This window comes from Heyndrickxia oleronia (assembly GCF_017809215.1).
Taxonomy (GTDB): Bacteria; Bacillota; Bacilli; order Bacillales; family Bacillaceae_C; genus Heyndrickxia; species Heyndrickxia oleronia.
The window spans coordinates 4228674-4252472 of record NZ_CP065424.1 but is presented as its reverse complement, the minus strand read 5'-3'; the positions used below and the strand labels follow the sequence as shown (position 1 = coordinate 4252472).

Below are 23799 nucleotides of genomic sequence, written 5' to 3'. Positions count from 1 at the left end.
ACCTTTTCTTTTATTAAATATTTATTTGAGTGTATTCACTTGGTTCTTTTTCTCAGTCGATTTAGCCCAATAAGTAGAACGATAATCATACAATCAAAAGCAAGAATCAGAGTCATTTTATCTACATTTATGATGTTAGTAACCTGAAAGAAGTGATTCAGGACTTTCTGTAATAGGGCATCTTTTGCTATTGCAAGAATACTTATGTGCACTAAAAGTGCACCTGCGATAATTTGAATCCAATAAAATGTGTTAATCATTCGGGTTAGTAGTGGGAGTAATGAGAATGCGATGACTAAACTAATAAATAGCCCTAGTAATGCTTGGAAAATATTATTTGTCATTTCCGCCATAATAAAAACGGTGTCAAAGGAGATAACAAAATCAGTTAATAAAATGATAAATAACATTTTATGAATAGGAATCAAAGGGGCAGTAGCACCAAAAGAAAACCAGCGATTATCCTCATCTTGTCCTACATTCATCACTAAGCGAAAACCGATCCAAAGAATAATTAATCCCGTAAGTAAATGGAGTCCAGGGAGTTCACTAAGAGTTTGAATAATAGATACATAAAACGTTCTACTAAGAGTCAACATACAAACTGCTAATACTTTAACAATAAAAAGCGCTCTCGGATGTTGTTCATATAAATTTTTTCTTAATAGTGCAGCAATAATTAAAATATTATCAATATCATTTATTACATTTAGCAAAGCTAATTGAAAAATTTTTTCCACATTTAACCCTCCAACACTGTTGGTGAAAAGGAGCAATTTTGTCCAATCATTAAATACTATGCTAGTAAATGAAGAGACATGCTTTATATATAGTAGGGGTACTAAACGTATCATGTTTTTTATGCAGAACTACTAAATGATCATGCTTTTTGGTTTAGAATAGGCTAAAAGTCTAATAAACTATAAAAAAATTGGAAATTATACCGATAATAAGGTAGATAAATATAATTTTTTGTTATATGAAAATTAAAAAACTTTTAATTTCAAAAAGGAGTTTAAACAGATGCCATTGTTTCAAACAGATTCAAGAAATAAAGCTTTTATCATTACAATAGAAGGCTTTGCTGAAGTTGATAGAGCGGCGGATTTTGTTGGAAAGTTAAAAAATGAGGTATCAACCATTGATGTGAACAATTATACGCTTATCGCGGATGGGACCCATCTAAAAACATTTAAACCAGAAATATTACCTCTATTGGAAAAAAGCTATGCTCTTTACATGAGCCTTGGTTTTAAAAAAGTGTTAGTGGTAAATCCACAAAGAGTAACACCACGTTTACAAGTAAAAAGAGTGGCTAAAAATGTTCAATTTACTGGAGAATTTATTCCAAGTTTACAAGAAGCACTACATATATCAGCCAATCTATAAATCTTATAAAAAATACTAGATGTTTTTGATAATAAGGAGAAAAAAATGACAACCAGTATTACTTTAAAAGATGTAGCTATTTATCACCCAGATAATGTAATAAATAATGATTTCTATATTAATCACTTTCAGGAACAAGGAAAGGATATACATAATTTACTTCAAGCACTTGGAAGAGAAAATAGATATGTAGCGGATTATTCGAAAGAAAACACTTTAACAATGGCAATCGAGGCTTCAAAAAATGTGTTAAATAAAGTGAAGTACACTGGTCAAGATTTGGACATGATTGTTTTTGTATCTAGTACACCTGAGTATTTTGCGCCACCCAGTGCAGTTGCTATACATCGTGCATTAGAGGGAAAAGAAGAAGCAATTGTTTATGATATGAATGCAGCTTGTGTTGGAATGATTGTTGCAGTTGAACAAGTAAGTAGAAGTATGCTAGCTAATCCACATATTCATCGAGCATTGGTTGTAGCCTCTGAGCAACTCCTTCGATATGCATGGGAGGAGGAAGCGGTTACGTATTCGAGCTTTGGAGATGGGGCATCTGCTGTATTGCTTGAAAAACAAGAAGAAACCAATCAAGGATTTATCGATTCTGCATATAAAGTGAATACTGAATCAATTGACAAAATCATACTTCCAGCATGTGGAGTTTCCAATCTGAAAGATCAGAACATTTCTGATTATGAAAAAAGAGTGAAATGGGAAAACGTTAATAATGATAATGCCTTTAAGTCCACTGTTGAACTTATCGAAAAGCTATTAAATAGAAATAACCTAACAACAAGTGATATACAAGCTTTTTGTTTTTCACAAATTTCGAGAAAGAATATCTATAAAATACAGGAAATGTTTAATGAAGATCGTAAGAAGTTTCCTGTGGTAGGGACGAAATATGGATACACGGGTTCGGCAAGTCCATTTATGGCTTTTGAATATGCTGTACGGACTGAACAGGTAAAAAAAGGTGATTATGTTGTTTTTTGGTCGGTAGGTGCGGGATCCTCTGCTTCAGCAATGTTATTTAAATATTGAGTCATAGATTAATGATTAATCATCATATTACATTAGGAGAATTAGGATGAGTAAAAATAAGGAAAAAGTAAATATTATTCCAAGCTTAGTAGTGAAATCTATACTTCCATCTGTATTAATTGGTTTAATCATCATTGGAAGCTTTTTTATAAAAAATCAAATGCTTCAAATTAGTGTGGTAATTTTCGGAGTTATTCTTTTAATAGGGGCTACAATATTATCCTCTCTTCGCATAAAGAAACAGTGGATTGCTATGGATGAACTGTCACAAAGACTGGCTTTAGGTGATTTAACCTCGCTGGAGGAAAAGAAGAATAAAGGTAGCTTAGACCGTATCTCCCATAATTTATACACGGCTACGAACAATATGAGAAAGATTGTTGTAAATATGAAAAATGGCATTTCTGATGTAGATAGTCATTCAGATGAATTATTAGCAACAGCTACAGAACTTACTTATATTATACAAGATGTAAAAGATACGATAAATGAAATGACTCAGGGAGCATTGGAGCTAAGTGCAACCAATCAACAAGTAAGTGCATCAATTGAAGATATCGAAACTTCGACGAATAAATTGGCAGAAAAAGCAAAGGACGCAGGGAAGTTAGCTGAGGAAATTCAGGTTCGCGCGGCTAAAGTGAGAGAGGATGCGACTCATTCAGTACAGTCTTCAGAAAAGATATTTATCGAAAAAGAAGAAAAGATAATGAAAGCTATGGAAGAATCAAAAGTAGTAGAAGAAATTACAATACTAGCCGATACAATTGGTGGTATTGCAGAGCAAACCAATTTATTAGCATTAAATGCTTCTATAGAAGCAGCACGAGCTGGAGAGGCTGGTAAAGGTTTTTCAGTTGTAGCTGAGGAAATACGAAAATTAGCTGAGCAATCTTCCAAGTCAGTAGAAAATATCCGTAATGTTACTAGTAAAGTTCAACAAGCCTTTATTAATTTAACAGATAATTCAAAGGATGTTTTGCACTATATGGATAGCGAGGTTTTACCTGATTACGAGAAATTTATACAAATTGGTATACAATACGAAAAAGATGCTGAATTTATTAAGCAAATGTCTGTTGATATTGCGAGTTCATCAGGTGAAATGGCATCTGCAATAACAGAGGTAAATAAAGCCATTCATAATATTTCTGCCACAACTCAACAATCAGCATCTGGTGCAGAAGAAGTTCTAGAGAATGTTTCTGAAGTTTCCTTAGCTATTAAAGAGGTAGAGGAAGGTGTTCAGAAACAGCATGAATTGACAGTGAATGTAAAACGGTTATTGGATCATATTACAGTATAAATTGTTCGGGCTGGACAGACTTAATGAAGGATTATATTGTATTCTTTATAGGCTGCGTTTGTGCAGTTAAAAAATAGAGTCTTATAATAGAAGGTATAGAGATTAGTACTTAATCGATACCTTCTTTTTTTATTTTCTATTCAATTCTGAAAATATTGACCATAGTAAAAAAGAACTATATAATATGAATAAAATAGTTTTACTTTAAGTATTTTGGTGATGGTATATGAGATTTAAAAGGCAAATTCATTGAAAAATGAAGACGCAAAGCTATAGGGGCTAACATCATAGGATTATGCCAGCCAGTTATTGAAAATGTATGATTAAATGATTAATCGATAGATGATTAATTTTTTTTTTACCATTAAAAAATACCTTTATGATAGTTTGGAAGTGTTCTAAGTGAAAACGGAAAAACAAAATAATGAAGATCAACAAATTTTGGGCATGATTAGTAAGTTACTGAATGTATTTATTTCAAATGAAGGCAATTTATTAGAAGACATAAAAGAATTAACGGCGAAGCCTCAATATCAAACGCCAATGGTTCAAACGATCTTCAACCAGTTACAAACCATCCATAAACAAATAGAAAATATGCACTGGATGAATAAGAATTATAAAATCCTCCACGAATTTGCACAAATATGCAGTAAGACTTTGGACGTTACTGTTCTCCTTAAAAAGGCGTATGAAATGGTATCACAAGTTATGCCGACGGATTCTTTTTATATTGCTTTATATAATGAAGGGGAAACAAATATTCAATTTACTTTTGTTGTTGATGGCGGTGAGATTGCTCCTTCATTCCAAACTGAATATGGTGAAAATTTTACTTCTAAAGTGATTCGAACGAGAGAAATTATTCACCTAAAGGGAAGTAATCAATCGTTAGAATTTGAAACCAGGTATGGAGAGGTAGAAAAAGACACCAATTCTTGTCTTTTTGTTCCCCTTATCATTGATGATCACGTAAAAGGAGTCATTTCAGCACAATCCTATGCAGATTTTGCTTATCGAAAAGAGCATGAAGAACTTCTACAAATTATTGGTACACAGGTTATTAATTCAATTGAAACAGCTAATCTTTATGAAAAAATTTATACCATTTCTCAAACAGATGAACTAACTGGATTAAAAAACCATCGGGCTTTTCATAATGACTTATCGAATCTAATTAATGAGGGAACGCGAGAACTTACTTTAGTCATGCTAGATTCGGATAATTTGAAACAGGTTAATGATCAATATGGGCATGATATTGGTGATCTGTATTTGAAATCACTTGCCAATGGTATCAAAAGCATTAGTGGAGAAGGAATTGAAGGCTATCGATATGCAGGCGATGAGTTCATGGTGATTATTCAATCCAATGATCGAGATGATTTAGAAGGTATGTTTGATAGACTTAAGGAGTATCTCTCTCTTCATCCGATTTATATTGGACAGGTAAAAATAACTGTATCCATAAGTTCTGGTGTTGCTACATATCCTTTACACGGTTTAACCGTTGATTCTTTAAAAAAATCAGCTGATCAAGCATTATATACAGCTAAACAAAGTGGAAAAAACTTAATCGTTTTAGCTAATTAAGTAAATTCAATAAATTATGACACCGATAATACGGTGCCTTTTTTTATGAATAGTGAAATGAATGAACTTTAATCGGAACAACGATAAAGATACAAAGAGTAATATGCTGTCTATATAGGTTAATTGATAAATTCTACGGATTGATGTGATGAATATTACAGATTCTAATAAAATCTAAGGGTATAATAGATTAAGCAATAAATGGGAGGGAAGAAAAATGCCGGATCCACGATTACAAAATTTATATGATCAAATTGGTGGAGAAAAGATTGAAGAACTTGTCAATGCATTTTATCCAAAGGTTTATGCCGATCCTGATTTAAGTCCATTGTTTCAAGGCGATATGAATGAAATTATGCGAAAACAGCGGATGTTTTTGACGCAATTTCTTGGTGGACCTGCTCTTTACAGTCAGGAATTTGGACCTCCAGCAATGAGACAGCGCCATCACCCATTTGAAATTACGCCAAGAAGAGCGGAATGCTGGCTTCGATGTATGAAAGAGGCATTTGAAGAGGTTGGCTTAGATTCATATCCAGTTGGTGAATTTTTTTATAATCGCTTGAAACAAGTAGCTGCTATTATGATCAATTCTACAGATTAAAAATAAGGGAAAGGATTGTATCCAATACTTTTTTGTTTAAAGTAGCATGATCTTAATAGTATTTTTAGAAGTGATATAAAATAGGATTTACAGCTTAAACGGAGGGGAACCAGATTGTTGAATTTTTATTCCATTCTCGTTTTTATACATATTTTTTCTGCAATCCTTGGAATGGGACCTGGATTTATTTTAACTAGAATCGCAAAATTGGCGAATTCGATGACTGAAATAAGGCAAGCTTATAGAATTAGAAGAGATTTGCATATTTTCGTCATGATCGGTGGAACACTACTTTTAATCACTGGATTATTAATGGGGTTCATTCATCCTTATTTGTTTAAAATGGGGTGGTATGTAACAAGCTTGGTATTATTTCTCACTGGACTTACGATGGGTCCCTTTGTCTTATCACCAAAATCTAAGCCGATTAAGGAATTATTGGAATCGCATAAAGGGGAAGATGTTCCTAAGGAATACGAAACTTTATCTAGGGAACTATTTCGTTATGAAAGAATTTTAAATATCATTTTTCTTATTATCATAGTACTGATGATTTTGAAGCCGTTTTAGCAAGGTTTTTAAAAGTGAGATGGAGGATGCCTATAATAGACGTCCTCCATTTTTTTATCTAATAAATAATAAGCTATTCGAATGTATAATGTGTACAAAAGAATTATAGAGATTGGAGAATATTTTTTTGAATGGTACGAATAATATCTCCGCGACTGATGACTCCGACAACTTTCTGGTTCTGATCAACAACCGGAATTTTTTTGAAATGGTGTTTAGCTAGCAGTTTCAATGCCTTATCCATATCATCATCTTCTTTAACAGTAATAAGGCCATGCTTTTTGGCAATTTTAATTAAAGGTTGATCTTTTAACTGTGATAATACTTTTTCAAGATTTCCTTTTTGATATGTGTAAGCCATTAAATTAAAATAATCATAGACCACCATATCCTTTGGTTGTATATTTCTTAACACATCACCATCACTAATCATTCCGACAAGCTTCCCATTACCGTTTACAACTGGTACTCCACCAATTTTATTTTCGACAAGAGTATTTAGTAAATGTTTAATGCTGTCGTCTTCTTTAACAGAAATTACATCTTGAATCATGAAGTCTTTTACCTTCATACCAAGTGCCTTCTTTCTCCAAAGTATTTTTTGTACCTACCATTATTTTACCATTAAAATCAGTTAATATAAATGAATACTTAAAGTTGGAATATCTCACCTGATCCTAAAATAAGTATGAATACTGACAATAGGAATGGAGGGATGGCTGTTGAATCATGATATGGATTATTTAATTACTAGGGACATGCTTGTGCACTATGACGAATTGAACCGAAAGAAAAAAGAAGTTGAGACGCAATTAGAAAAGTTGAAAAAGGCATTCAATCAGTATTTTGATACTTCCGTTGGTGAAAATGTAAAAGGAGAAATAAAAATAGGCGATTACCACTTACAAAGACAAATTAGAATATCTGAGAAGTTTGATCAGGACATAACAGTCAAAAGGCTAGAAGAGCTTAATATGCAGGATCTTATTAAGAAAAAACCGGATGAAGTGAAAATAAGGTCAGCATTAAATTTAGGATTAATTAAGGAACAGGATTTAGAAGGCTGCATACAAAAAAATGCCTCACAGGCAATATATGTAAGGCAACTTAATGTGAAATAAATTGATCTTTTAATGAAAAAGCCAATAGTTATATTGGCTTTTTCAAATCCATGGGAGAGTGTAGCACTACCAACCACTTTTAGGTAATTGTAAATTGTATTGTCCTGATAATAAATCTTTGGTAGATTAGAATTTAGTGAGCATCTTAGAAAAGAAGGTGATGGAAAGTTGAAAATTTTAGAAAGCATGGTTGGGGGAGTAAATACGATCCTGTGGTCCTATATCCTCATTATATTATTAATAGGACTTGGACTATATTTTACTTTTCGAACGAAATTTGTACAGTTTAGAATGATAGGAGAAATGTTCCGCCTACTAGGTGAGGGGGCAAAGGACGATAAAAAAGGGGTCTCATCCTTTCAAGCATTTTGTATTAGTACCGCCTCACGTGTAGGAACAGGTAACCTTGCAGGTGTTGCAATCGCCATTACAACTGGAGGTCCGGGTGCTGTTTTTTGGATGTGGCTGATTGCTTTGATCGGATCAGCATCAGCATTTGTGGAAAGTACCTTAGCTCAAATTTATAAAGTAAAAGATGGGGATACATTTCGTGGAGGTCCTGCCTATTATATGGAAAAAGCCCTAAATGCTCGATGGATGGGAATTTTCTTTGCGATATTAATTTCACTGACATTTGGACTAGCCTTTAATTCAGTTCAGGCCAATACAATAACTAGTGCATTTCACCAATCTTTTGGAATTAATAAGATTGTCATTGCGATTGTGTTAGCTCTCGTTACTGCTGTGATCATTTTTGGAGGAATTAAACGGATAGCAAGAGTTGCTGAATTAATGGTACCTGTAATGGCAGGAGCATATATTTTAATTGCACTATTTATAATGGTAACTAATATTACAGAAATACCTGGTATATTTAAATTAATTTTTGAAAGTGCTTTTGGAATAAAAGAAATTGCTGGTGGTGCTGTAGGTGCTGCAATGATGGAAGGAATTAAGAGGGGACTATTTTCAAATGAAGCGGGTATGGGGAGTGCGCCGAATGCTGCTGCTACCGCTGATGTCAGTCACCCTGTTAAACAAGGGCTTATTCAGTCACTAGGTGTATTTGTTGATACATTAGTGATTTGTAGCAGTACGGCATTTATTATTTTATTATCAGGATTATATAATTCAAAGGAATCTGATGGTATTGTACTAACTCAAAAGGCGCTAGAAACTGGTCTAGGTACATGGGCTAGTATTTTCTTAGCTATTATTGTTTTATTGTTTGCGTTTAGTTCGGTTGTTGGAAATTATTATTATGGAGAATCGAACATTGAATTTATAAAGAATAGTAAACTATGGTTAAATATTTACCGAATTGCTGTTGTTGCAATGGTTGCCTTTGGTTCTTTAGCTTCGCTAGATTTTGTATGGAGTTTAGCTGATTTGTTTATGGCTCTGATGGCCATAACGAATTTAATTGCTATTGCATTATTAGGTAAAATCGCTTTCTCTGCATTAGCAGATTATAAAAAGCAGAAAGCACAAGGGAAAAATCCTGTATTCTATGCTTCAAGTATTAAAGGATTAAAAAATGTAGAATCATGGGAAGACGAACCTTCAAAAGGAAATGAAGAAATTTTATAGGAACTGACCTGTATAAATTTTGGATAAGTAGTGTAATTTTCCTGAAAGGATAATCGATACAATATGTACTGTTTTAACATGAGATATAAATGCTCTCTTTTGGGTGCTAAATCCTTTCATTTCTAGTAAGGATGAAAGGTGACAATTAGGCATTATCATGGCAATTCCTTTATGGGACATGCTTGTGGTAATGCCTTTTATTTTGTTGAATAATAACGATAATAAAATGGGGATGTCTAAAAAGGCATCCCCATAATTTTTGTGAGTATATTAACTTTTCAGCTTTTTATTGTCTTTTACCCATTTTAATAGTGAAAATAGTACTGCTTCTAAGCTTTTCCCGGCTTCTGTTAACAAATATTCGACTTTTCTTGGAGAAGAGGTGATAATTCTTTTTTCCACAAGTCCTTCATTTTCTAATTCTTTAAGACGTTCAGTAAGTAAACGATCAGAGATACCAGGAATTTCCTCAAGAAGTTCATAATAGCGCTTTGGTCCATTTAATAAGTTATAAATGATTAGTCCCATCCAACGTCTCCCAATAAATTCTATAGCCCCGTGGAAATTATCACAAATATGTTGAGATTTTAACTTATTTTGTAAGCAATTATCGTTATTTGATTCATTCATTAAGGACTCCTCCTTCCCTTCTTATATTTTATCATAAGGAGTCATTATATTTGACTGTTGAGCTTACTAATAGTAAGCTAATTTCAACTTACTATTAGTAAGTTGAAAAATGGATAGGAGGATGTAAGCATGTTAAAGACATCTGAGAAAAGTTTATCAACTGTTATTAAAGAACGAAAATCAGTCAGGATATATGATCCAGAGTATAAAATTTCGAGAGAAGAAATAGAAGAGATCCTAAATGAAGCCATTCTTGCGCCTTCTTCAAGTAATCTTCAATCTTGGCGCTTCCTAGTTATTACTGATCAGGAAACAAAAAGAGAATTAAGACAAATTGCCAACAATCAGGAACAAGTAGAAACCTCTTCAGCAGTTATCGCAGTACTAGGTGATGTTGATGCATATAAAAATGTAGAAAAAATATATAGAAGCGGATTCGATGCAGGATATATTGATGAAGAAAATATGAATCGAATTATTAATAATACCAATAATACGTATCCTTATGCATCTGTTGAAGCTAGAAAAAATATTGCTTCATTCGATGCCGGGTTAGTATCTATGCAGTTAATGTTGATAGCAAAGTCAAAAGGATACGATACGGTTACAATGGGAGGATTCGATAAGGAGAAATTTATACAAAGATTTAATATTTCAGATCGCTATATTCCAATTGTTTTAATTTCCTTAGGCAAAGCAGCTGGACCTGCATTTAATACAACAAGAATGCCATTAGAAGAAGTGGCTAAATTCATATAAGCTATTATTTTATCAGACACCATTTACACATTTTTAAATATTCATTTTACTATATTGTGTAATTGGTGCCTGATAATCTATATTATTGTTTGTTCATTCCTTTTCCGTAATAAACCGCGACTAATAGGAGTAACCATAATGGTCCAACAATTAGTGCTATTCTAGTATCAGGGAAGAATCCCATAAGTATGACAACCATAATAAGAAAGGCTAAGGCAATATAGGATCCGTACGGCCAAAACGGAGCTTTAAATTTTATCTTCGCTTTTTCTTCTGCAGATAGATTTTTTCTATACTTAAGCTGGGATAAGAGAATCATTGCCCATGTCCATATTGCTCCAAAGGTTGAGATACTTGTTACCCAGGTAAATACCTTTTCAGGTACTAAATAATTTAAAATAACCCCTATAAGCAATGCAGCCGCTGATAGAACAATAGCTAAGGAAGGTACACCACTTTTACTTACTTTTTTCAATGAGGTAGGTGCCTGATTTTGCTCTGCTAAATTAAATAACATACGGCCTGTACTAAAAATCCCACTATTACAGCTAGATAATGCAGCTGTTAAAACAACGAAATTAATTATTCCTGCAGCTTGGCGAATCCCAATTTTTTCAAATGTCATAACAAACGGGCTGCCAGATGTTCCAATTTCATTCCAAGGATAAATGGACATAATGACAAACAATGCCCCTACATAAAAGATTAGAATACGCCAAAATACGCTATTAACAGCTCGGGAAATTGTTTTTTCAGGGTTTTTCGCTTCCCCTGCAGTTACCCCAAGCATTTCAATACCTAGATAGGCAAACATAACCATCTGCAAGGACATTAGAATTCCTTTAATCCCATTTGGAGCAAATCCGCCATGCTTCCAAAGATTACTAATTCCTGTCGCAATTCCACCATTGCCGAAACCAAATAAGATAATCATTAAACCAATAACGATCATCGCAATAATGGCAACAATCTTAATTAGAGCGAACCAAAATTCAAATTCTCCGTATGCTTTGACAGTAATTAAGTTTACAAGAGTCATTATAACTAAGGCAGCCAATGCCCAGATCCATCTAGGGACATCTGGAAACCAAAGATCCATATATACACCCACAGCTGTAATTTCAGCCATACAAGTAACTACCCATAAAAACCAATAATTCCAACCCGTTAAAAATCCAGCTAGTGGACCTAAATACTCCTGAGCGTAACGGCTGAAGGAACCTGCTACTGGATTTTGAATAGCCATTTCTCCAAGTGCTCTCATGATGATAAACATCATCGCACCTGCAATCACATATGCAATTAATATTGCAGGTCCTGCTAATTCAATAGTTTGAGCAGACCCAAGAAATAAACCTACCCCGATACATGCACCAAGTGACATTAAGGTAATATGTCTTTCTTCTAGCCCACGATGAAGTTCTTGATTGTTCATATTGTTCCACCCCTTAGTGTAGTCTTTGTTGTCAAAAAGTTTAGTCTGTTAATTCTGACATATTATCTCGATAGAGTAATATACAATTGTATATTTTTTGAAATAATATACTGGCATTCTACTATAATAATACTATTTTGAAAATACTTTTTTGTAATCGTTTACAACATTTGTATATTAAACTATTTTAAAATAGTATAAACTACTTTCGACTTTATTTGTAGTATTTATAAAAAATATCTCTATATTTTTGTGTAAATGCACAAACGGGTGAAATTATGATAAAATAAAGATTATATTTACGAAGGGGGAATCAGTATGAATCATTCTCCATTTCTTAACGATGACTTTGATTCTTTAGAGGGTTTGGCAGATAAAATTGGGGAAATGTTAAATTGCCCGATTACAATTGAAGATTCTAATCATCGAATCATTGCTTATAGTAAACATGAGGAAAATGTAGATGCTGCAAGAATAGCCACTATTGTTAGAAGAAGAGTACCAGAAAATGTGATTAATACTCTTTGGAAGAATGGTGTTATGCCGAAGCTATTTGAAAGTGATGAACCGGTAGTTATACCAGCAATTGAGAAAGTAGGATTAGGTAATCGTATTGCTGTTTCTGTCCGCAAAAATAATGAAGTATTAGGGTTTATATGGGCACAAACAGATGATGAGAAATTTGGTGAAGAAAAATTACTCTTGCTTAAAGAAGCAGCGAAAATAGTGAAAAATCAATTGCTCCAACACCAGTTAAAAAGACGAAAAGTAGAGGAAGATAACCAAGACTTCTTTTGGAAGCTATTAACAGGCCATATCAATAAATTAAATGATATAAAGCGCGAGGCAGATCGATTTGGAATGAAGCTTGATGGTAGTTTGGCAGTTGTGATTATTGAATTTGATAAAGAAGTCAATCAAAAGATTGAAAAGCATTCTTATTATTTGACAGAAACTTTACAAAATGTTCAAGTAGTGTGTCGTGTTTTTGATGAGAATCAACTCATTCAATTGATCCGTCTTGATTCAAATGAAGCAACAATAAAGGATTTAAAACATTTTATCTATAACTTTATCGAGCGGATAAATGAAAGACTGCAAATTGGAAAGGTAAAGGGTGCCTGCGGACTAATTTATCAATCACCACAGCAAATTAATAAGAGCTACCAAGAAGCGCTGAAAGTACTGGAGCTTAAGGAGCAATTTCCACAGGAATTACAGAATACTTATAGTTATCAAGAACTTGGTATTTATCAATTTTTAAATGATCTTTATCATATTAGGACGAAAGAACAATATAAAAATTCAGCAATTGAAAAGTTAAAAGAATATGACCATAAGCACCAATCGAATTTATTGAAAACGATGAAGGCATATTTGGAGTGTGATAATAATGTCCAGGAGGCGGCAAAGGTATTACATGTTCATACAAATACACTGAATTATCGCCTGAAAAGGATTACGGAAATTGCAGATATGGATTTAAAAGATCCTAACCAAAAGATTACTTTTTATTTAGATTTAAAAATTGAGGAAATGAAGAGTGGTGATTTGTGAAATTTCACAAATCATCGCTCTTATTTTTTGCATTCTAAATAAAGAAATTTTCACAAAAAAGACATATAATCGAACTGTAATTGGAAAGTGACTTATATCATTGAGGAGATGTTTTAAATGATTATCGGTGTTCCAAAGGAAATTAAAAATAATGAAAATCGTGTGGCAATGACCCCTGCAGGTGTTGTCCATTTATTAAATGCTGGACATAAAGTAATTATTGAAACAAATGCTGGTTTAGGTAGCGGTTTTACAAATGAAGAATATAAACAAGCTGGTGCTGAAATAATTGAAAGCGCTTCAGATGTTTGGGCAAAATCTGATATGATCATGAAGGTAAAAGAACCACTTTCATCTGAATACAACTATTTCCGTAAAGGATTAATCTTATTCACATATCTGCATTTAGCTGCAGAGCCGGAGTTAACAAAAGCGTTAGTAGACAGTGAAGTAATTGCTATTGCATATGAAACTGTAACAGTTAATAGAACGCTTCCATTACTTTCTCCAATGAGTGAGGTTGCAGGTCGTATGGCTTCTCAAATTGGTGCACAGTTCCTTGAAAAGACAAAAGGTGGAAAAGGAATTCTATTAAGTGGTGTACCAGGTGTTAAACGTGGAAAAGTAACGATTATCGGTGGTGGTATGGTAGGTACAAATGCTGCGAAGATTGCAGTTGGGTTAGGTGCCGATGTTACAATCATTGATTTAAACCCAGAGCGCTTACGTCAATTAGAGGATATTTTTGGTACAAGTGTTCAAACTCTAATGTCTAATCCGTATAATATTGCGGAAGCTGTTAAAGAATCCGACCTAGTCATCGGTTCCGTATTAATTCCAGGTGCAAAAGCTCCAAAACTTGTAACAGAAGAAATGGTTAAATCTATGCAACCTGGTTCGGTTATCGTTGATGTGGCGATTGATCAAGGTGGAAACTTTGAAACAGTTGATCATATTACAACACATGATAATCCTACTTATGAAAAACATGGTGTTGTCCATTACGCAGTTGCGAATATGCCTGGTGCGGTTCCACGTACATCAACTATTGCGCTTACAAATGTAACCATTCCTTATGCAGTACAAATTGCAACAAAAGGTGTCTTAAAAGCAGTGAACGATAATCCTGCGATTAAATCTGGTGTCAATGTAGCGAATGGTCATGTAACATATGAAGCTGTTGCTAAGGATCTTGGTTATGACTATGTAACTGTAGAAGAAGCACTTTCAAAGGAATCCATTAATGCATAATATAAAAAAAAGTGTCAGGCAATGGCCTGGCACTTATTTTTTTGCTGCTCCAAAACCAATGGAATAACCATCTGGGTCTTTAATAGAGAATTCCTTCCATGCACCCCAATCAAACTCACTTACTTCAGGTTCCATGTTTACAATGGCTCCGTTTGATTTAAACTCGTCATACAAAGCATCGAGGGAGGAGAAATCCTCTACATAAGCATATGTATTCCATGTTCCCTTATTTGGCTTGACATCATTAATATCTTCTGCCTGAATTAATTTAAAACCTAAACCGAAATCATCTCGAACAGCCCAAAATTCGGTTACTTCACAACCAAGTGCATGTTGGTAATAGTCCTTCGATTTTTTTAAATCTGATACGAGTAATACCGTAAGAGAACTTTCTATTTTTGCTTTTGTTTTTTCTTGCATATACCCACCCCTTAATATAAGAAATTAAATTATACTATTCGCTAAATTTAAGGGATTTCCTCTATTTATAAATTTATTTAATAAAATATCATCAACCCTGCTTTTTTATTTCATTAATTATGACTTGTAACGCATCTCCATGTCCGCTTACATTCATGTTCTTAATAAATTGATCACGATTATGTTTTAGTTTATCTAATGACTGAGATAGGGTAACACTTGTTAGATTTTCCTCCAATAGCGTAATTGAATAACCTTTTTCTTCAAATGATTTGGCATTTAATATTTGATCGCCACGACTTTGCTCCTTTGTTAAAGGAATAATAATCATTGGAATCTTTAAAGCTAAAAATTCAAAGATCGCATTTGAGCCGCCTCTAGTAATAACAAGATCTGTTGTGGCTAATATGTCTGGTAATTCTTCATTGATATATTCATATTGTCTATATCCGGGAATATCGAGCAACTTGTTATCGATATTTCCTTTTCCGCAAAGATGAACAATTTGATAGGCTTTGTTAAGTTTCCCTAGAGATTCCCTTATTGCTTCATTGATTCTTTTTGCCCCTAGGCTTCCCCCCATTATTATTAAGATTGGGAGTTGTTTGTTGAAGTTCAGGAATGCTCTGCCTTTTTCAGCAGATCCCATTAAAATTTCTTTTCGTATCGGTGAGCCGATGACCTTCGTTTTTCTTTCTGGAAAGAATTTTTTCGTCTCTGCAAAGGATGTAAATATTTTAGTTGCAAATCGTTGGGAGATTTTATTGGCAAGTCCGGGTGTCATATCACTTTCATGAATAAAAATAGGAATTTTTAATGATTTAGCTGCAATTATGACTGGTACAGAAACAAACCCACCTTTAGAAAAAACTAAATTTGGCTTTAATCTCTTTAACACACGTCTAGCCTGAAAGCATCCTTTAACAACTCTGAATACATCTTTTACGTTTTCAAAATCAATATATCTTCTTAATTTCCCGCTAGAAATTCCATAGTAAGGAAGATGTAAATGATGGATTAAATCTTTTTCGATTCCTTGCTTAGAACCTATATAGTTTATATCCCAATGTGATGTATCCATTTCTTTTATGATGGCGATATTTGGTGTTACATGTCCAGCTGATCCTCCACCAGTAAATACAATTATTTTTTTCTTCATATTTCCTCCAGTAATGATTTTTATCAATTATATCCTAATTATATGGCCAAGAAATAAAAATCGAACCTTTTGTTTATTCAAGACCAATATATAATGAAACAATAAAGGGGGGATGAATAGTGAATGAACAAGAGATTCATGCTTTGATAAAGAAATTTATTCAGGGGGATAGACGAGCATTTGAAATCATTTATGACCAGATACATCAAAAAGTTTATCGGACGGTCTATTTTTTAGCTACAAATAAAGATGATGTTAATGATTTAGTAAGTGAAGTGTATATTGAGCTGTTTAAATCGATTGAACGGTATAATTTTGAATCACCATTTCATTCATGGATAAATGGGTTAATTATAAGACAAGTAAATAATTGGAATCGACAAAGTTGGAGGAAGTTGAGGCTGTTCCATCGATATAAGGAGCTTGAAATTCAACCACCCAATCAGCATTTAGATGAAATGATTCTTGCAAATGAAGAGAATGAGGAGTTACTTCAATGGGTTGAACATCTTTCTTTTAAACTCAAGTCTGTTATCGTACTAAGATACTATCATGATTATACATATGATGAGATTGCAGGTATTCTTTGTATTCCTATTGGAACTGTAAAATCAAGACATAACCAAGCGATACGGAAATTAAGACAGTATGTCGAACGTTTAAAAAAGGTCAAGGGGGAATCGTTTCATGTTTCTTGAGGATCAGCTAAAAAATGAGTTTAGAAAAAAAGCAGATACAATTAAAAGCCCAAAACAATTGGATCAACATATTGCATCATTATATCACTCTCATCACGATAAAAGTCAAAGAAAAGATCATTCTTTTCCACTGAAATTTCCAAGATATGCTCTATTTGCCATCGTATTTGTTGTTTTAGCGGGATTTGGTTATGCAACCTCCAAGCTTTTATTTGAAACAAAAAGCAACACATTAAATCTTGAAGTGAGACAGGATACCATTATTAAGATGAAAACCATCTCAAAGGACCAAGTTAGAAGCAATATTGCGGAGGTGAAGGAAAACCTTGTCCCTGGAGAAGCTGCCCTTATTTATTTTGCTGATTTTGAAAATGAAGCCCATCCATTCTTTAAAGAAATGCCAGGCATGATCGTTTCAAAGCCTATCAAGGTTCATACATATGAACAAGGACTGAAAATGCTAGATTCAATGTTTCATTCATATAAGAAACCAATAATGAAAATAGGCAATTATTCGTTCACAAATGCATTTGCGGGCTATCCATTAGATGGTGGTCTTACACCTGATATGATTAATCGTTTAGATAAATTAAAGCAGGAAGCAAAAGACACTAGAAAAAATGTGATTTGGGAAAAGTTAGACGAGATTCCGCAGATTCTTCCGGCTATTACATTAACTTATAAGAATGACAAAGAAAATAAGATTTATCTTACGTTGAAAAAAATTAATGAAAACACAAAGCTTGAAACAACGATTGACGAGGACAGTAGCTTCGAAAAGCTAATGGTGCATAATAAGAAAGCATATTTTATAAAGAACACCAATCAGTTTCTAAGTTCAACAGGTGAATATGAGGAGATTCTGTGGATTGAGCAGAGTGAAAAAGAAACAATCATTTATAGCATTTCTTCGGATTCTTTAGAAGTAACGAAAGAAGATTTATTGATGATGGCAAATAATATGAATTAACGATAAAAAATTTGGGTTATCTATTAAGGGGTATAGCCCTTTAATAGATAACCCTACTTTCAATGAGTAATTATGAGGCTTGTGATTCCTCTTTAGATGAAAGAACTTCTTTTTTCAAAAACCAACATAAAACAAATGCAATAATGGCAATGACAAATGAATATAAATAGATATGCTGGAATGATTCAACAAATAAGGTTTTAATTTTTGTGAAAAGTTCTGGAGAAAGTCCATCTGGAATTCCGCCGGCAGCTAGGCTATTCATATGCTCAGACATATTCTTAGGCAGACTATTGCCTAGTGTACCAAGTTTTGATGTTAGAGTTGAAGACAATAGTGTACCGAAAATACTTACTCCTACTGTAGCACCGATCGATTGAAATAATGGAACGGTTGCTAAAGCAATTCCTTTATGTTCCTTGTCAACAGATTCCTGAACAATTAAATTATCCCCACCGAACATGACCCCTAGTCCAAGTCCGGTAATTAAAAAGAAGATAATGATTTGTACAATGGTTGTGTGAATATTCATATGTGAAAATAAATAGAAACCAATAATCGGCATAATAAATGCAATTCCAAATAATTCACGATAGCGAACTTTAGTAAGTAAGAATCCTGAGATCATTGCCGAAAGAATAGCTCCGACCATCATAGGAAGAGTTAAATAACCTGCCTCTGTTGGAGTAAGACCCAGTACATTTTGTGCAAAATATGGGAAGGATGCGAATGATCCCATAAGACCAATGCCAACAGCAAATACAATCATAGATAGCACTAGAATATTACGGTTTTTGAATAAATGAAGTGGGACGATTGGTTCCTTAACTTTCGATTCAACCCATATGAAAAGACCGATTAATACAGTTCCTAAGCATAGTAGACTAATAATAGTCGGTGAACCCCATGTTAATCCCTCATTTTCAATTAATACGGGTGTGATGAGTAAAGAAATAATCGCAGAAATTAACAGAATAGCTCCTGCCCAGTCAATGATGACTTTTTTCTTCTCTGTTGTTTCTTTTAACCCACTTGCCAATAGAATTGCTGCAAGAACTCCTACAGGAATATTAACAAAGAAAATCCAATGCCAACTTACTTGATCAACAAAAAATCCTCCCATTAACGGGCCTAACAGCATGGGGATGAACATTATTGGCCCCATAAAACCTTGAACCTTCGCACGTTGTTCTACTGGAAATAAGTCGCTGGAAATAGTCATTGCAAGTGGCATCAACCCTCCGGCACCAATTCCTTGAATTCCTCGTCCTATCAAAAGCATTGTCATGGATTGGGAAAGTCCACAAACAATAGATCCGCCAATAAAAAAGGCCATTGAGATTAAATATATTTTTTTCCTGCCAAATAAATCAGCCAGCTTACCAAGTATCGGCATAAAGGCAGATAAAGCTAACATATAAACGCCTGCAACCCAGCCATACATGGAGAGTCCACCCAAATCTCGAATAATTGTTGGCATAGCCGTATTAACAACTGTTTCATCTAATTCTGAAAAGATTAACCCGATAATAAGACCTACCATTACTAAAAACTTATTACTTTTATTTGTTAAAAGTGATTTATCACTTTGAACGGTGTTTTCCATCTTATCAATCCCTTTCTGAAATAATATGGGTATTATATAAGGAATTTGTGAACTGAATATGAACTTATTGAGATTGATTTGAGATGGAGCGAAGATGTAATTAAAAAGTGAATGTTAAGGCTCAACTAAATTAGATAGGGCAATGAGTTTGTCAGATATTCATCATACATATGTAGAAAAAGCAGGAGGGATGGCCGCCTGCTTTATTAATTATTTCCAGTACTAGGTTGCTCAACGATACTAGTATCCAATGTATTGGTGATACTATACAAGCTTATGCTATTAAAAAGGACACCTTCTAACCCACTTCCTGCACCGTGTGTTGCTTTTGATGCTGATTTTGGTGAAATAAAGGCAGTATCCCCGTACTGAATCGTTGCTGCTCCGCCTACATTAATAATTTGGGAGTTCCCTACAAAAGAAGGCATAGACACCATTCCTTTTCAAAACATTTATTTTATTATATTTATAACATGAAAAAGTGTATAGGCAGGTAAATGTAAACAGATGTGTAGAATATCCTTCGGTAAAGTTGTACTATTGAAGATAGAAGCATAAAGGATAAGAAGGGGTATTTTTATGAGACAGAACAGAATCCTTGCGATTAGCGATATACATGGATGCTATGATGAATTTATTGAATTATTAGATTTAGTAGAATATAACTCTAGTGAAGATCAATTGATTTTACTAGGTGATTATATGGATCGAGGCAAGAATAGTAGGGAGGTCATCTACTATGTAAAAGAATTAGTCGAGGTTCACCATGCAATAGCGTTAAAAGGTAATCATGATAAAATGTTTTGTGACTGGTTGGATGATCCGATTGGTCAAAAAGAGAGGTATTTTAGAAATGGTGCTCAGGAAACCATTACTTCCTTTTTAGGGCAGGTTCGGCTAGATGACATTTCCGATTCCACTTATAAAGCTTGGGCAAAGGAAATTATAGAATCAAATGAGGAACTTATATCTTTTATGAAAGAACTTCCGTTATTCTATGAAATAAACGATATTATTTTTGTTCACGCAGGTATTAATCCAGAGCATAATGATTGGAAAATGACGAATGAGCATGAAATGGTTTGGATTCGTGATCCATTTCTTCAAGCGGATCTACCATTCGATCAAACCTTTATTCATGGACATACACCAGCAATCAATTTACATGATAAAGCGGATATTTTTTATGGAAATAAGAAAATCGGCATCGATGGTGCTTGTGTTTATGGTCATCAGCTGAATTGCTTGGAAATCAAAAATGATCAATATAGAGAGTATTTTGTAAAAAGTAAGGAAAGTAATTGGAAGGATGAATAAAAATTGTTTGGAAAGTGAGATGGAATTATGGACCTCCGAATTCGAGAGGTGACAGCTGAGAATTGGCTTTCTACAGCTCTTTTATCAGTAGAAGAAGACCAGAAGGAATTTATTGAAAGTAATTCATTTTCACTGGCTCAGTCGATGTTTGAGCCTGAATGGCACTCTATAGGTCTATATGATAAAGAAACAATTGTTGGCTATGCTATGTATGGAGGGAATATATCACATGAAGGGATATGGCTTGATCGTTTCATGATAGATAAACATTATCAAGGGAAAGGGTATGCGAAACGATTCTTACCTTTAGTAATTGAACATATAAAGAGCATCTATCAATGTGATACTTTGTATTTGAGTGTATCTCCAGAGAATAAAGCGGCACAAGCATTATACGAAAAATTTGGTTTTTATCTTAATGGTGAAGTGGATAATAGTGGAATAGTAGCGGGGTTGGTTATGGAATTAAAAATAAGCCAACCATAGCTAATAGAATCTGTTTAATGAAAGGGCATGACTCTAGCAAAATTGCTAAAATAAGGTCAGGCCCTTTTCTATTTGAGTATCATTCTTCTTAGACATGTTTCTTTTTTGAAAATTGTAGTTCAAACCGGCTTCCTTCACCGAATGTACTATCTACTTTTATCTTTCCTCCATGTTTATCGACTATCCATTATGCAATAGAAAGACCTAATCCTAGGCTATTCGTTTTGGTACGGGACGAATCTATTTGGTAAAAGCGATCGAAAATCTTCGTGAGCTCCTCATTTTTCATTCCAATCCCATTATCTTCAACAATAATGCCGACTACATTTTTATTTTCATAAGATGTTAACTGAATGATTCCTTTTTCATTTGTATATTTCATCGCATTATCTAATAGGATAACGATCAATTGGTGTATCCGATCTTTATCTCCAAAGAAAGTAATCGGAGGATTGGATGTAAGAATAATCTCTTTTCCCTGGAATGAAGCTAGTTCTGAATAATGTTCTACAACATCATTTAGTAATTGATCGAGAGGAAATTCCTTTCTCTCTATTTCAATTTCATTGGAGTCTGACCTAGCTAATGTAAGTAAACTGGTTACGAGCTTTGTTAGCCTGCGACATTCTTTTAAAACAATTGATATATCTAATGCCTTTTCTTGGATAGTAGCATTGGGTTCCTGCAACAATAATTCACTTCTCGATTGGATGACTGCAAGTGGAGTTCTTATCTCATGAGATGCATCAGAAACAAACCTTTGTTGCTTATCCCAGGCATGCTTGATTGGCTTTAATGCTTTTTCTGCGAGAAGAAATCCAGCTACTATAGCTAATATACTTCCGGCTATACAACCGAGAATCATAATTATTAAAAGACGATTCATTACTTGGTGTTCGACTTGAGTACTGCGAATAAACTCAAGAACAACAGGTTTGTTATCGATATGGGCTTTGACCGAAATGGCACGATAGGTCGTATTTTTTACCTTAATATCTTCCAATATATTTAATCTCTTTTGTATGAATTTTGTATGGTTCGCCTGTATGAATTCACTATTAAATAGATCATTTGCATTCAATAGCTGATCGTTTTCATCCCAAATAAGCAAGGAAATAATTTGCTGAGGCTCGCCTCTAGGACCTGGGAGAGGTCTGCCTTTTTCAAGACTTTTAATAGAAGTTTGCAAAGAATGATCAACATCCTTATAAATATAGGAATTAACAAAGGAATAAATGATCGTTCCTAATATTGCAATAAGAATAATAAAAACAAAAGAGTTTAAGAGTGTTAGTTGTAAACGGGTTTTTTTAAACATTAGCTCTCCTTAGGTGCTTTTAATATATACCCTATGCCGCGAACATTTTGGATATCTTTATGATATCCGTAGCGCTCGAGCTTCTTCCTAAGATGATGGATGTAGACCTCGACAACAGCATCCGTTGTATCAGAATCGAATCCCCATATCCGATCAAAGATTTGCTCCTTCGTAACAATTTTACCGCTATTTTGAATGAGATATTCAAGTAACTCGTATTGGGTATTGGTTAATTTTACAAGATTACTATCAATTTTTATTTCTTGCTCCTTGCCAAATAGCTCTATGCCTCTATATTTTATTGTATGATCAATGGTGAGATTTCCACTTCTTCTTAATAATGCTCGAATTCTAGCAATCAGTTCAGGCGCTTGAAAAGGCTTGACTAAATAATCATCACCACCCATTTCTAAACCAGATACGCGGTCTTCAAGTGCATCACGAGCAGTTACGAAAAGGATGGGGGTCATAATATGTTCATTACGTAACTTTTTAAGAATTTCAAATCCATTGATCTCAGGCAACATCACATCAAGTAAAATGACATCATATATATTTTGCATAGCTAGGAATAATCCATCTTCACCATCTGTTGCAGTTTCAACTGTAAACTCATTTTGGAGAATCATTTTCATTGAATCCAGTAAATCTACATTATCTTCTACAATTAAAATACGCATATAAATCCTCCTCGCTTTTATCATATCAAGGTATTAAAAAATTGGAAATGGAATGAGAGCTTGTCCATTGTAAGAATCGAATGAACTCATTTTATAAGTCAATGTTAATTGAATAGGATTAAATTAGTATATATAGGTATTCTTAATATTTCCTTAACGCTAGAATAAAAAAAATGTCAGAATTAGCATCTGACAAAATTTTAAATAGGAGTTTGGATATTAATTATGTGAAATAATTTTATCAAAGGCATTCATGTTTGAGAAATGAGCCTTAACAAAAGACGTTGAAGATTAAA

The 23799-nt window shown here is 33.8% G+C and carries 25 protein-coding genes and 1 riboswitch; of the genes, 15 read left to right on the top strand and 10 right to left on the bottom strand.

Features of this window, described 5'->3' with window-relative positions:
* Positions 1-35: 35 nt before the first annotated feature.
* Positions 36-740, bottom strand: coding sequence for a TerC family protein (locus tag I5818_RS21295; RefSeq protein ID WP_071977673.1), 705 nt, complete (start codon positions 738-740; stop codon positions 36-38).
* Positions 741-1023: 283 nt separating this feature from the next.
* Between I5818_RS21295 and I5818_RS21290 the strand changes: the two genes are divergently transcribed.
* The 6 genes from I5818_RS21290 to I5818_RS21265 all read left to right on the top strand — a co-directional run bounded on the left by I5818_RS21290 (position 1024) and on the right by I5818_RS21265 (position 6506).
* A complete protein-coding gene (locus I5818_RS21290) occupies positions 1024-1389 on the top strand; it encodes a hypothetical protein (RefSeq protein ID WP_058006387.1) in 366 nt (121 codons plus the stop codon).
* Positions 1390-1434: 45 nt separating this feature from the next.
* Complete coding sequence (locus tag I5818_RS21285; protein ID WP_058006388.1) at positions 1435-2433, top strand: 3-oxoacyl-[acyl-carrier-protein] synthase III C-terminal domain-containing protein; 999 nt, start codon at positions 1435-1437, stop codon at positions 2431-2433.
* Between the two features lie 46 nt (positions 2434-2479).
* Positions 2480-3739: a methyl-accepting chemotaxis protein gene (locus I5818_RS21280; RefSeq protein ID WP_058006389.1), complete on the top strand. Its 1260-nt coding sequence runs from the start codon at positions 2480-2482 to the stop codon at positions 3737-3739.
* Positions 3740-3968: 229 nt separating this feature from the next.
* Positions 3969-4053, top strand: a riboswitch (cyclic di-GMP riboswitch).
* 88 nt (positions 4054-4141) lie between these two features.
* Positions 4142-5332, top strand: a complete 1191-nt coding sequence (locus I5818_RS21275; protein WP_078109327.1) for a sensor domain-containing diguanylate cyclase — start codon at positions 4142-4144, stop codon at positions 5330-5332.
* 217 nt (positions 5333-5549) lie between these two features.
* A complete protein-coding gene (locus tag I5818_RS21270) occupies positions 5550-5936 on the top strand; it encodes a globin domain-containing protein (protein WP_078109328.1) in 387 nt (128 codons plus the stop codon).
* Positions 5937-6053: 117 nt separating this feature from the next.
* Entirely contained in the window at positions 6054-6506 is a 453-nt protein-coding gene (locus I5818_RS21265) for a DUF2269 family protein (RefSeq protein ID WP_078109329.1), read from the top strand.
* Positions 6507-6609: 103 nt separating this feature from the next.
* Here the strand turns inward: I5818_RS21265 and I5818_RS21260 are convergent, their stop codons facing one another.
* Positions 6610-7077 carry a CBS domain-containing protein gene (locus I5818_RS21260; RefSeq protein ID WP_058006392.1) on the bottom strand — a complete coding sequence of 156 codons (468 nt, stop codon included), beginning with the start codon at positions 7075-7077 and terminating at the stop codon, positions 6610-6612.
* 151 nt (positions 7078-7228) lie between these two features.
* Between I5818_RS21260 and I5818_RS21255 the strand changes: the two genes are divergently transcribed.
* Both I5818_RS21255 and I5818_RS21250 read left to right on the top strand, forming a co-directional pair.
* Positions 7229-7627 (top strand): hypothetical protein, encoded by a 399-nt coding sequence (locus tag I5818_RS21255; protein WP_235849535.1) that lies wholly within the window; start codon positions 7229-7231, stop codon positions 7625-7627.
* A gap of 168 nt (positions 7628-7795) precedes the next feature.
* A complete protein-coding gene (locus tag I5818_RS21250; protein ID WP_139254993.1) occupies positions 7796-9217 on the top strand; it encodes an alanine/glycine:cation symporter family protein in 1422 nt (473 codons plus the stop codon).
* 270 nt (positions 9218-9487) lie between these two features.
* Here I5818_RS21250 and I5818_RS21245 read toward each other — a convergent pair whose 3' ends face one another.
* A complete protein-coding gene (locus I5818_RS21245; RefSeq protein WP_071977675.1) occupies positions 9488-9847 on the bottom strand; it encodes a winged helix-turn-helix transcriptional regulator in 360 nt (119 codons plus the stop codon).
* Between the two features lie 129 nt (positions 9848-9976).
* Here I5818_RS21245 and I5818_RS21240 point away from each other — a divergent pair, with 129 nt between their 5' ends.
* The gene (locus tag I5818_RS21240; protein ID WP_058006393.1) at positions 9977-10606 is read left to right on the top strand and encodes a nitroreductase family protein; all 630 of its coding nucleotides are present in this window, start codon (positions 9977-9979) and stop codon (positions 10604-10606) included.
* 82 nt (positions 10607-10688) lie between these two features.
* Here I5818_RS21240 and I5818_RS21235 read toward each other — a convergent pair whose 3' ends face one another.
* On the bottom strand, positions 10689-12041 hold the full coding sequence (locus I5818_RS21235) for an amino acid permease (protein WP_071977676.1): 1353 nt from the start codon (positions 12039-12041) through the stop codon (positions 10689-10691).
* A 318-nt stretch (positions 12042-12359) separates the two neighbouring features.
* Between I5818_RS21235 and I5818_RS21230 the strand changes: the two genes are divergently transcribed.
* Positions 12360-13598, top strand: a complete 1239-nt coding sequence (locus I5818_RS21230) for a PucR family transcriptional regulator (protein ID WP_071977677.1) — start codon at positions 12360-12362, stop codon at positions 13596-13598.
* Positions 13599-13715: 117 nt separating this feature from the next.
* Entirely contained in the window at positions 13716-14849 is a 1134-nt protein-coding gene (ald, locus tag I5818_RS21225; protein ID WP_071977678.1) for an alanine dehydrogenase, read from the top strand.
* Between the two features lie 33 nt (positions 14850-14882).
* Here ald and I5818_RS21220 read toward each other — a convergent pair whose 3' ends face one another.
* Both I5818_RS21220 and I5818_RS21215 read right to left on the bottom strand, forming a co-directional pair.
* Positions 14883-15269: a VOC family protein gene (locus I5818_RS21220; RefSeq protein WP_058006397.1), complete on the bottom strand. Its 387-nt coding sequence runs from the start codon at positions 15267-15269 to the stop codon at positions 14883-14885.
* Between the two features lie 91 nt (positions 15270-15360).
* Positions 15361-16428: an undecaprenyldiphospho-muramoylpentapeptide beta-N-acetylglucosaminyltransferase gene (locus tag I5818_RS21215; protein WP_078110916.1), complete on the bottom strand. Its 1068-nt coding sequence runs from the start codon at positions 16426-16428 to the stop codon at positions 15361-15363.
* A 119-nt stretch (positions 16429-16547) separates the two neighbouring features.
* Between I5818_RS21215 and I5818_RS21210 the strand changes: the two genes are divergently transcribed.
* Entirely contained in the window at positions 16548-17126 is a 579-nt protein-coding gene (locus tag I5818_RS21210; RefSeq protein WP_058006895.1) for a sigma-70 family RNA polymerase sigma factor, read from the top strand.
* Positions 17116-18096, top strand: coding sequence for a hypothetical protein (locus I5818_RS21205; protein ID WP_078110918.1), 981 nt, complete (start codon positions 17116-17118; stop codon positions 18094-18096). The genes I5818_RS21210 and I5818_RS21205 overlap by 11 nt, the downstream gene beginning before the upstream one ends.
* Before the next feature lie 70 nt (positions 18097-18166).
* Here I5818_RS21205 and I5818_RS21200 read toward each other — a convergent pair whose 3' ends face one another.
* Together I5818_RS21200 and I5818_RS21195 are read right to left on the bottom strand one after the other, a co-directional pair.
* Complete coding sequence (locus I5818_RS21200; protein ID WP_078110919.1) at positions 18167-19702, bottom strand: MDR family MFS transporter; 1536 nt, start codon at positions 19700-19702, stop codon at positions 18167-18169.
* Positions 19703-19908: 206 nt separating this feature from the next.
* A complete protein-coding gene (locus I5818_RS21195; protein WP_058006892.1) occupies positions 19909-20130 on the bottom strand; it encodes a spore germination protein in 222 nt (73 codons plus the stop codon).
* 151 nt (positions 20131-20281) lie between these two features.
* Between I5818_RS21195 and I5818_RS21190 the strand changes: the two genes are divergently transcribed.
* Both I5818_RS21190 and I5818_RS21185 read left to right on the top strand, forming a co-directional pair.
* Positions 20282-21019: a metallophosphoesterase family protein gene (locus I5818_RS21190; RefSeq protein WP_078110920.1), complete on the top strand. Its 738-nt coding sequence runs from the start codon at positions 20282-20284 to the stop codon at positions 21017-21019.
* 27 nt (positions 21020-21046) lie between these two features.
* On the top strand, positions 21047-21505 hold the full coding sequence (locus tag I5818_RS21185; RefSeq protein ID WP_078110921.1) for a GNAT family N-acetyltransferase: 459 nt from the start codon (positions 21047-21049) through the stop codon (positions 21503-21505).
* A gap of 187 nt (positions 21506-21692) precedes the next feature.
* Here I5818_RS21185 and I5818_RS21180 read toward each other — a convergent pair whose 3' ends face one another.
* Together I5818_RS21180 and I5818_RS21175 are read right to left on the bottom strand one after the other, a co-directional pair.
* A complete protein-coding gene (locus I5818_RS21180; protein WP_313902899.1) occupies positions 21693-22823 on the bottom strand; it encodes a sensor histidine kinase in 1131 nt (376 codons plus the stop codon).
* Entirely contained in the window at positions 22823-23503 is a 681-nt protein-coding gene (locus tag I5818_RS21175; RefSeq protein WP_078110922.1) for a response regulator transcription factor, read from the bottom strand. The genes I5818_RS21180 and I5818_RS21175 overlap by 1 nt, the downstream gene beginning before the upstream one ends.
* Positions 23504-23799 lie beyond the last annotated feature (296 nt).

Bases quoted from the DNA above. Each gene is read 5' to 3' on its own strand.
- I5818_RS21260 (WP_058006392.1), bottom strand. From the start codon at position 7,077: ATGAAGGTAAAAGACTTCATGATTCAAGATGTAATTTCTGTTAAAGAA.
- I5818_RS21180 (WP_313902899.1), bottom strand. From the start codon at position 22,823: ATGTTTAAAAAAACCCGTTTACAACTAACACTCTTAAACTCTTTTGTT.
- I5818_RS21245 (WP_071977675.1), bottom strand. From the start codon at position 9,847: ATGAATGAATCAAATAACGATAATTGCTTACAAAATAAGTTAAAATCT.
- I5818_RS21235 (WP_071977676.1), bottom strand. From the start codon at position 12,041: ATGAACAATCAAGAACTTCATCGTGGGCTAGAAGAAAGACATATTACC.
- I5818_RS21195 (WP_058006892.1), bottom strand. From the start codon at position 20,130: ATGCCTTCTTTTGTAGGGAACTCCCAAATTATTAATGTAGGCGGAGCA.
- I5818_RS21280 (WP_058006389.1), top strand. From the start codon at position 2,480: ATGAGTAAAAATAAGGAAAAAGTAAATATTATTCCAAGCTTAGTAGTG.
- I5818_RS21200 (WP_078110919.1), bottom strand. From the start codon at position 19,702: ATGGAAAACACCGTTCAAAGTGATAAATCACTTTTAACAAATAAAAGT.
- I5818_RS21220 (WP_058006397.1), bottom strand. From the start codon at position 15,269: ATGCAAGAAAAAACAAAAGCAAAAATAGAAAGTTCTCTTACGGTATTA.
- I5818_RS21240 (WP_058006393.1), top strand. From the start codon at position 9,977: ATGTTAAAGACATCTGAGAAAAGTTTATCAACTGTTATTAAAGAACGA.
- I5818_RS21190 (WP_078110920.1), top strand. From the start codon at position 20,282: ATGAGACAGAACAGAATCCTTGCGATTAGCGATATACATGGATGCTAT.
- I5818_RS21270 (WP_078109328.1), top strand. From the start codon at position 5,550: ATGCCGGATCCACGATTACAAAATTTATATGATCAAATTGGTGGAGAA.
- I5818_RS21185 (WP_078110921.1), top strand. From the start codon at position 21,047: ATGGACCTCCGAATTCGAGAGGTGACAGCTGAGAATTGGCTTTCTACA.
- I5818_RS21205 (WP_078110918.1), top strand. From the start codon at position 17,116: ATGTTTCTTGAGGATCAGCTAAAAAATGAGTTTAGAAAAAAAGCAGAT.
- I5818_RS21175 (WP_078110922.1), bottom strand. From the start codon at position 23,503: ATGCGTATTTTAATTGTAGAAGATAATGTAGATTTACTGGATTCAATG.
- I5818_RS21215 (WP_078110916.1), bottom strand. From the start codon at position 16,428: ATGAAGAAAAAAATAATTGTATTTACTGGTGGAGGATCAGCTGGACAT.
- I5818_RS21290 (WP_058006387.1), top strand. From the start codon at position 1,024: ATGCCATTGTTTCAAACAGATTCAAGAAATAAAGCTTTTATCATTACA.
- ald (WP_071977678.1), top strand. From the start codon at position 13,716: ATGATTATCGGTGTTCCAAAGGAAATTAAAAATAATGAAAATCGTGTG.
- I5818_RS21285 (WP_058006388.1), top strand. From the start codon at position 1,435: ATGACAACCAGTATTACTTTAAAAGATGTAGCTATTTATCACCCAGAT.
- I5818_RS21230 (WP_071977677.1), top strand. From the start codon at position 12,360: ATGAATCATTCTCCATTTCTTAACGATGACTTTGATTCTTTAGAGGGT.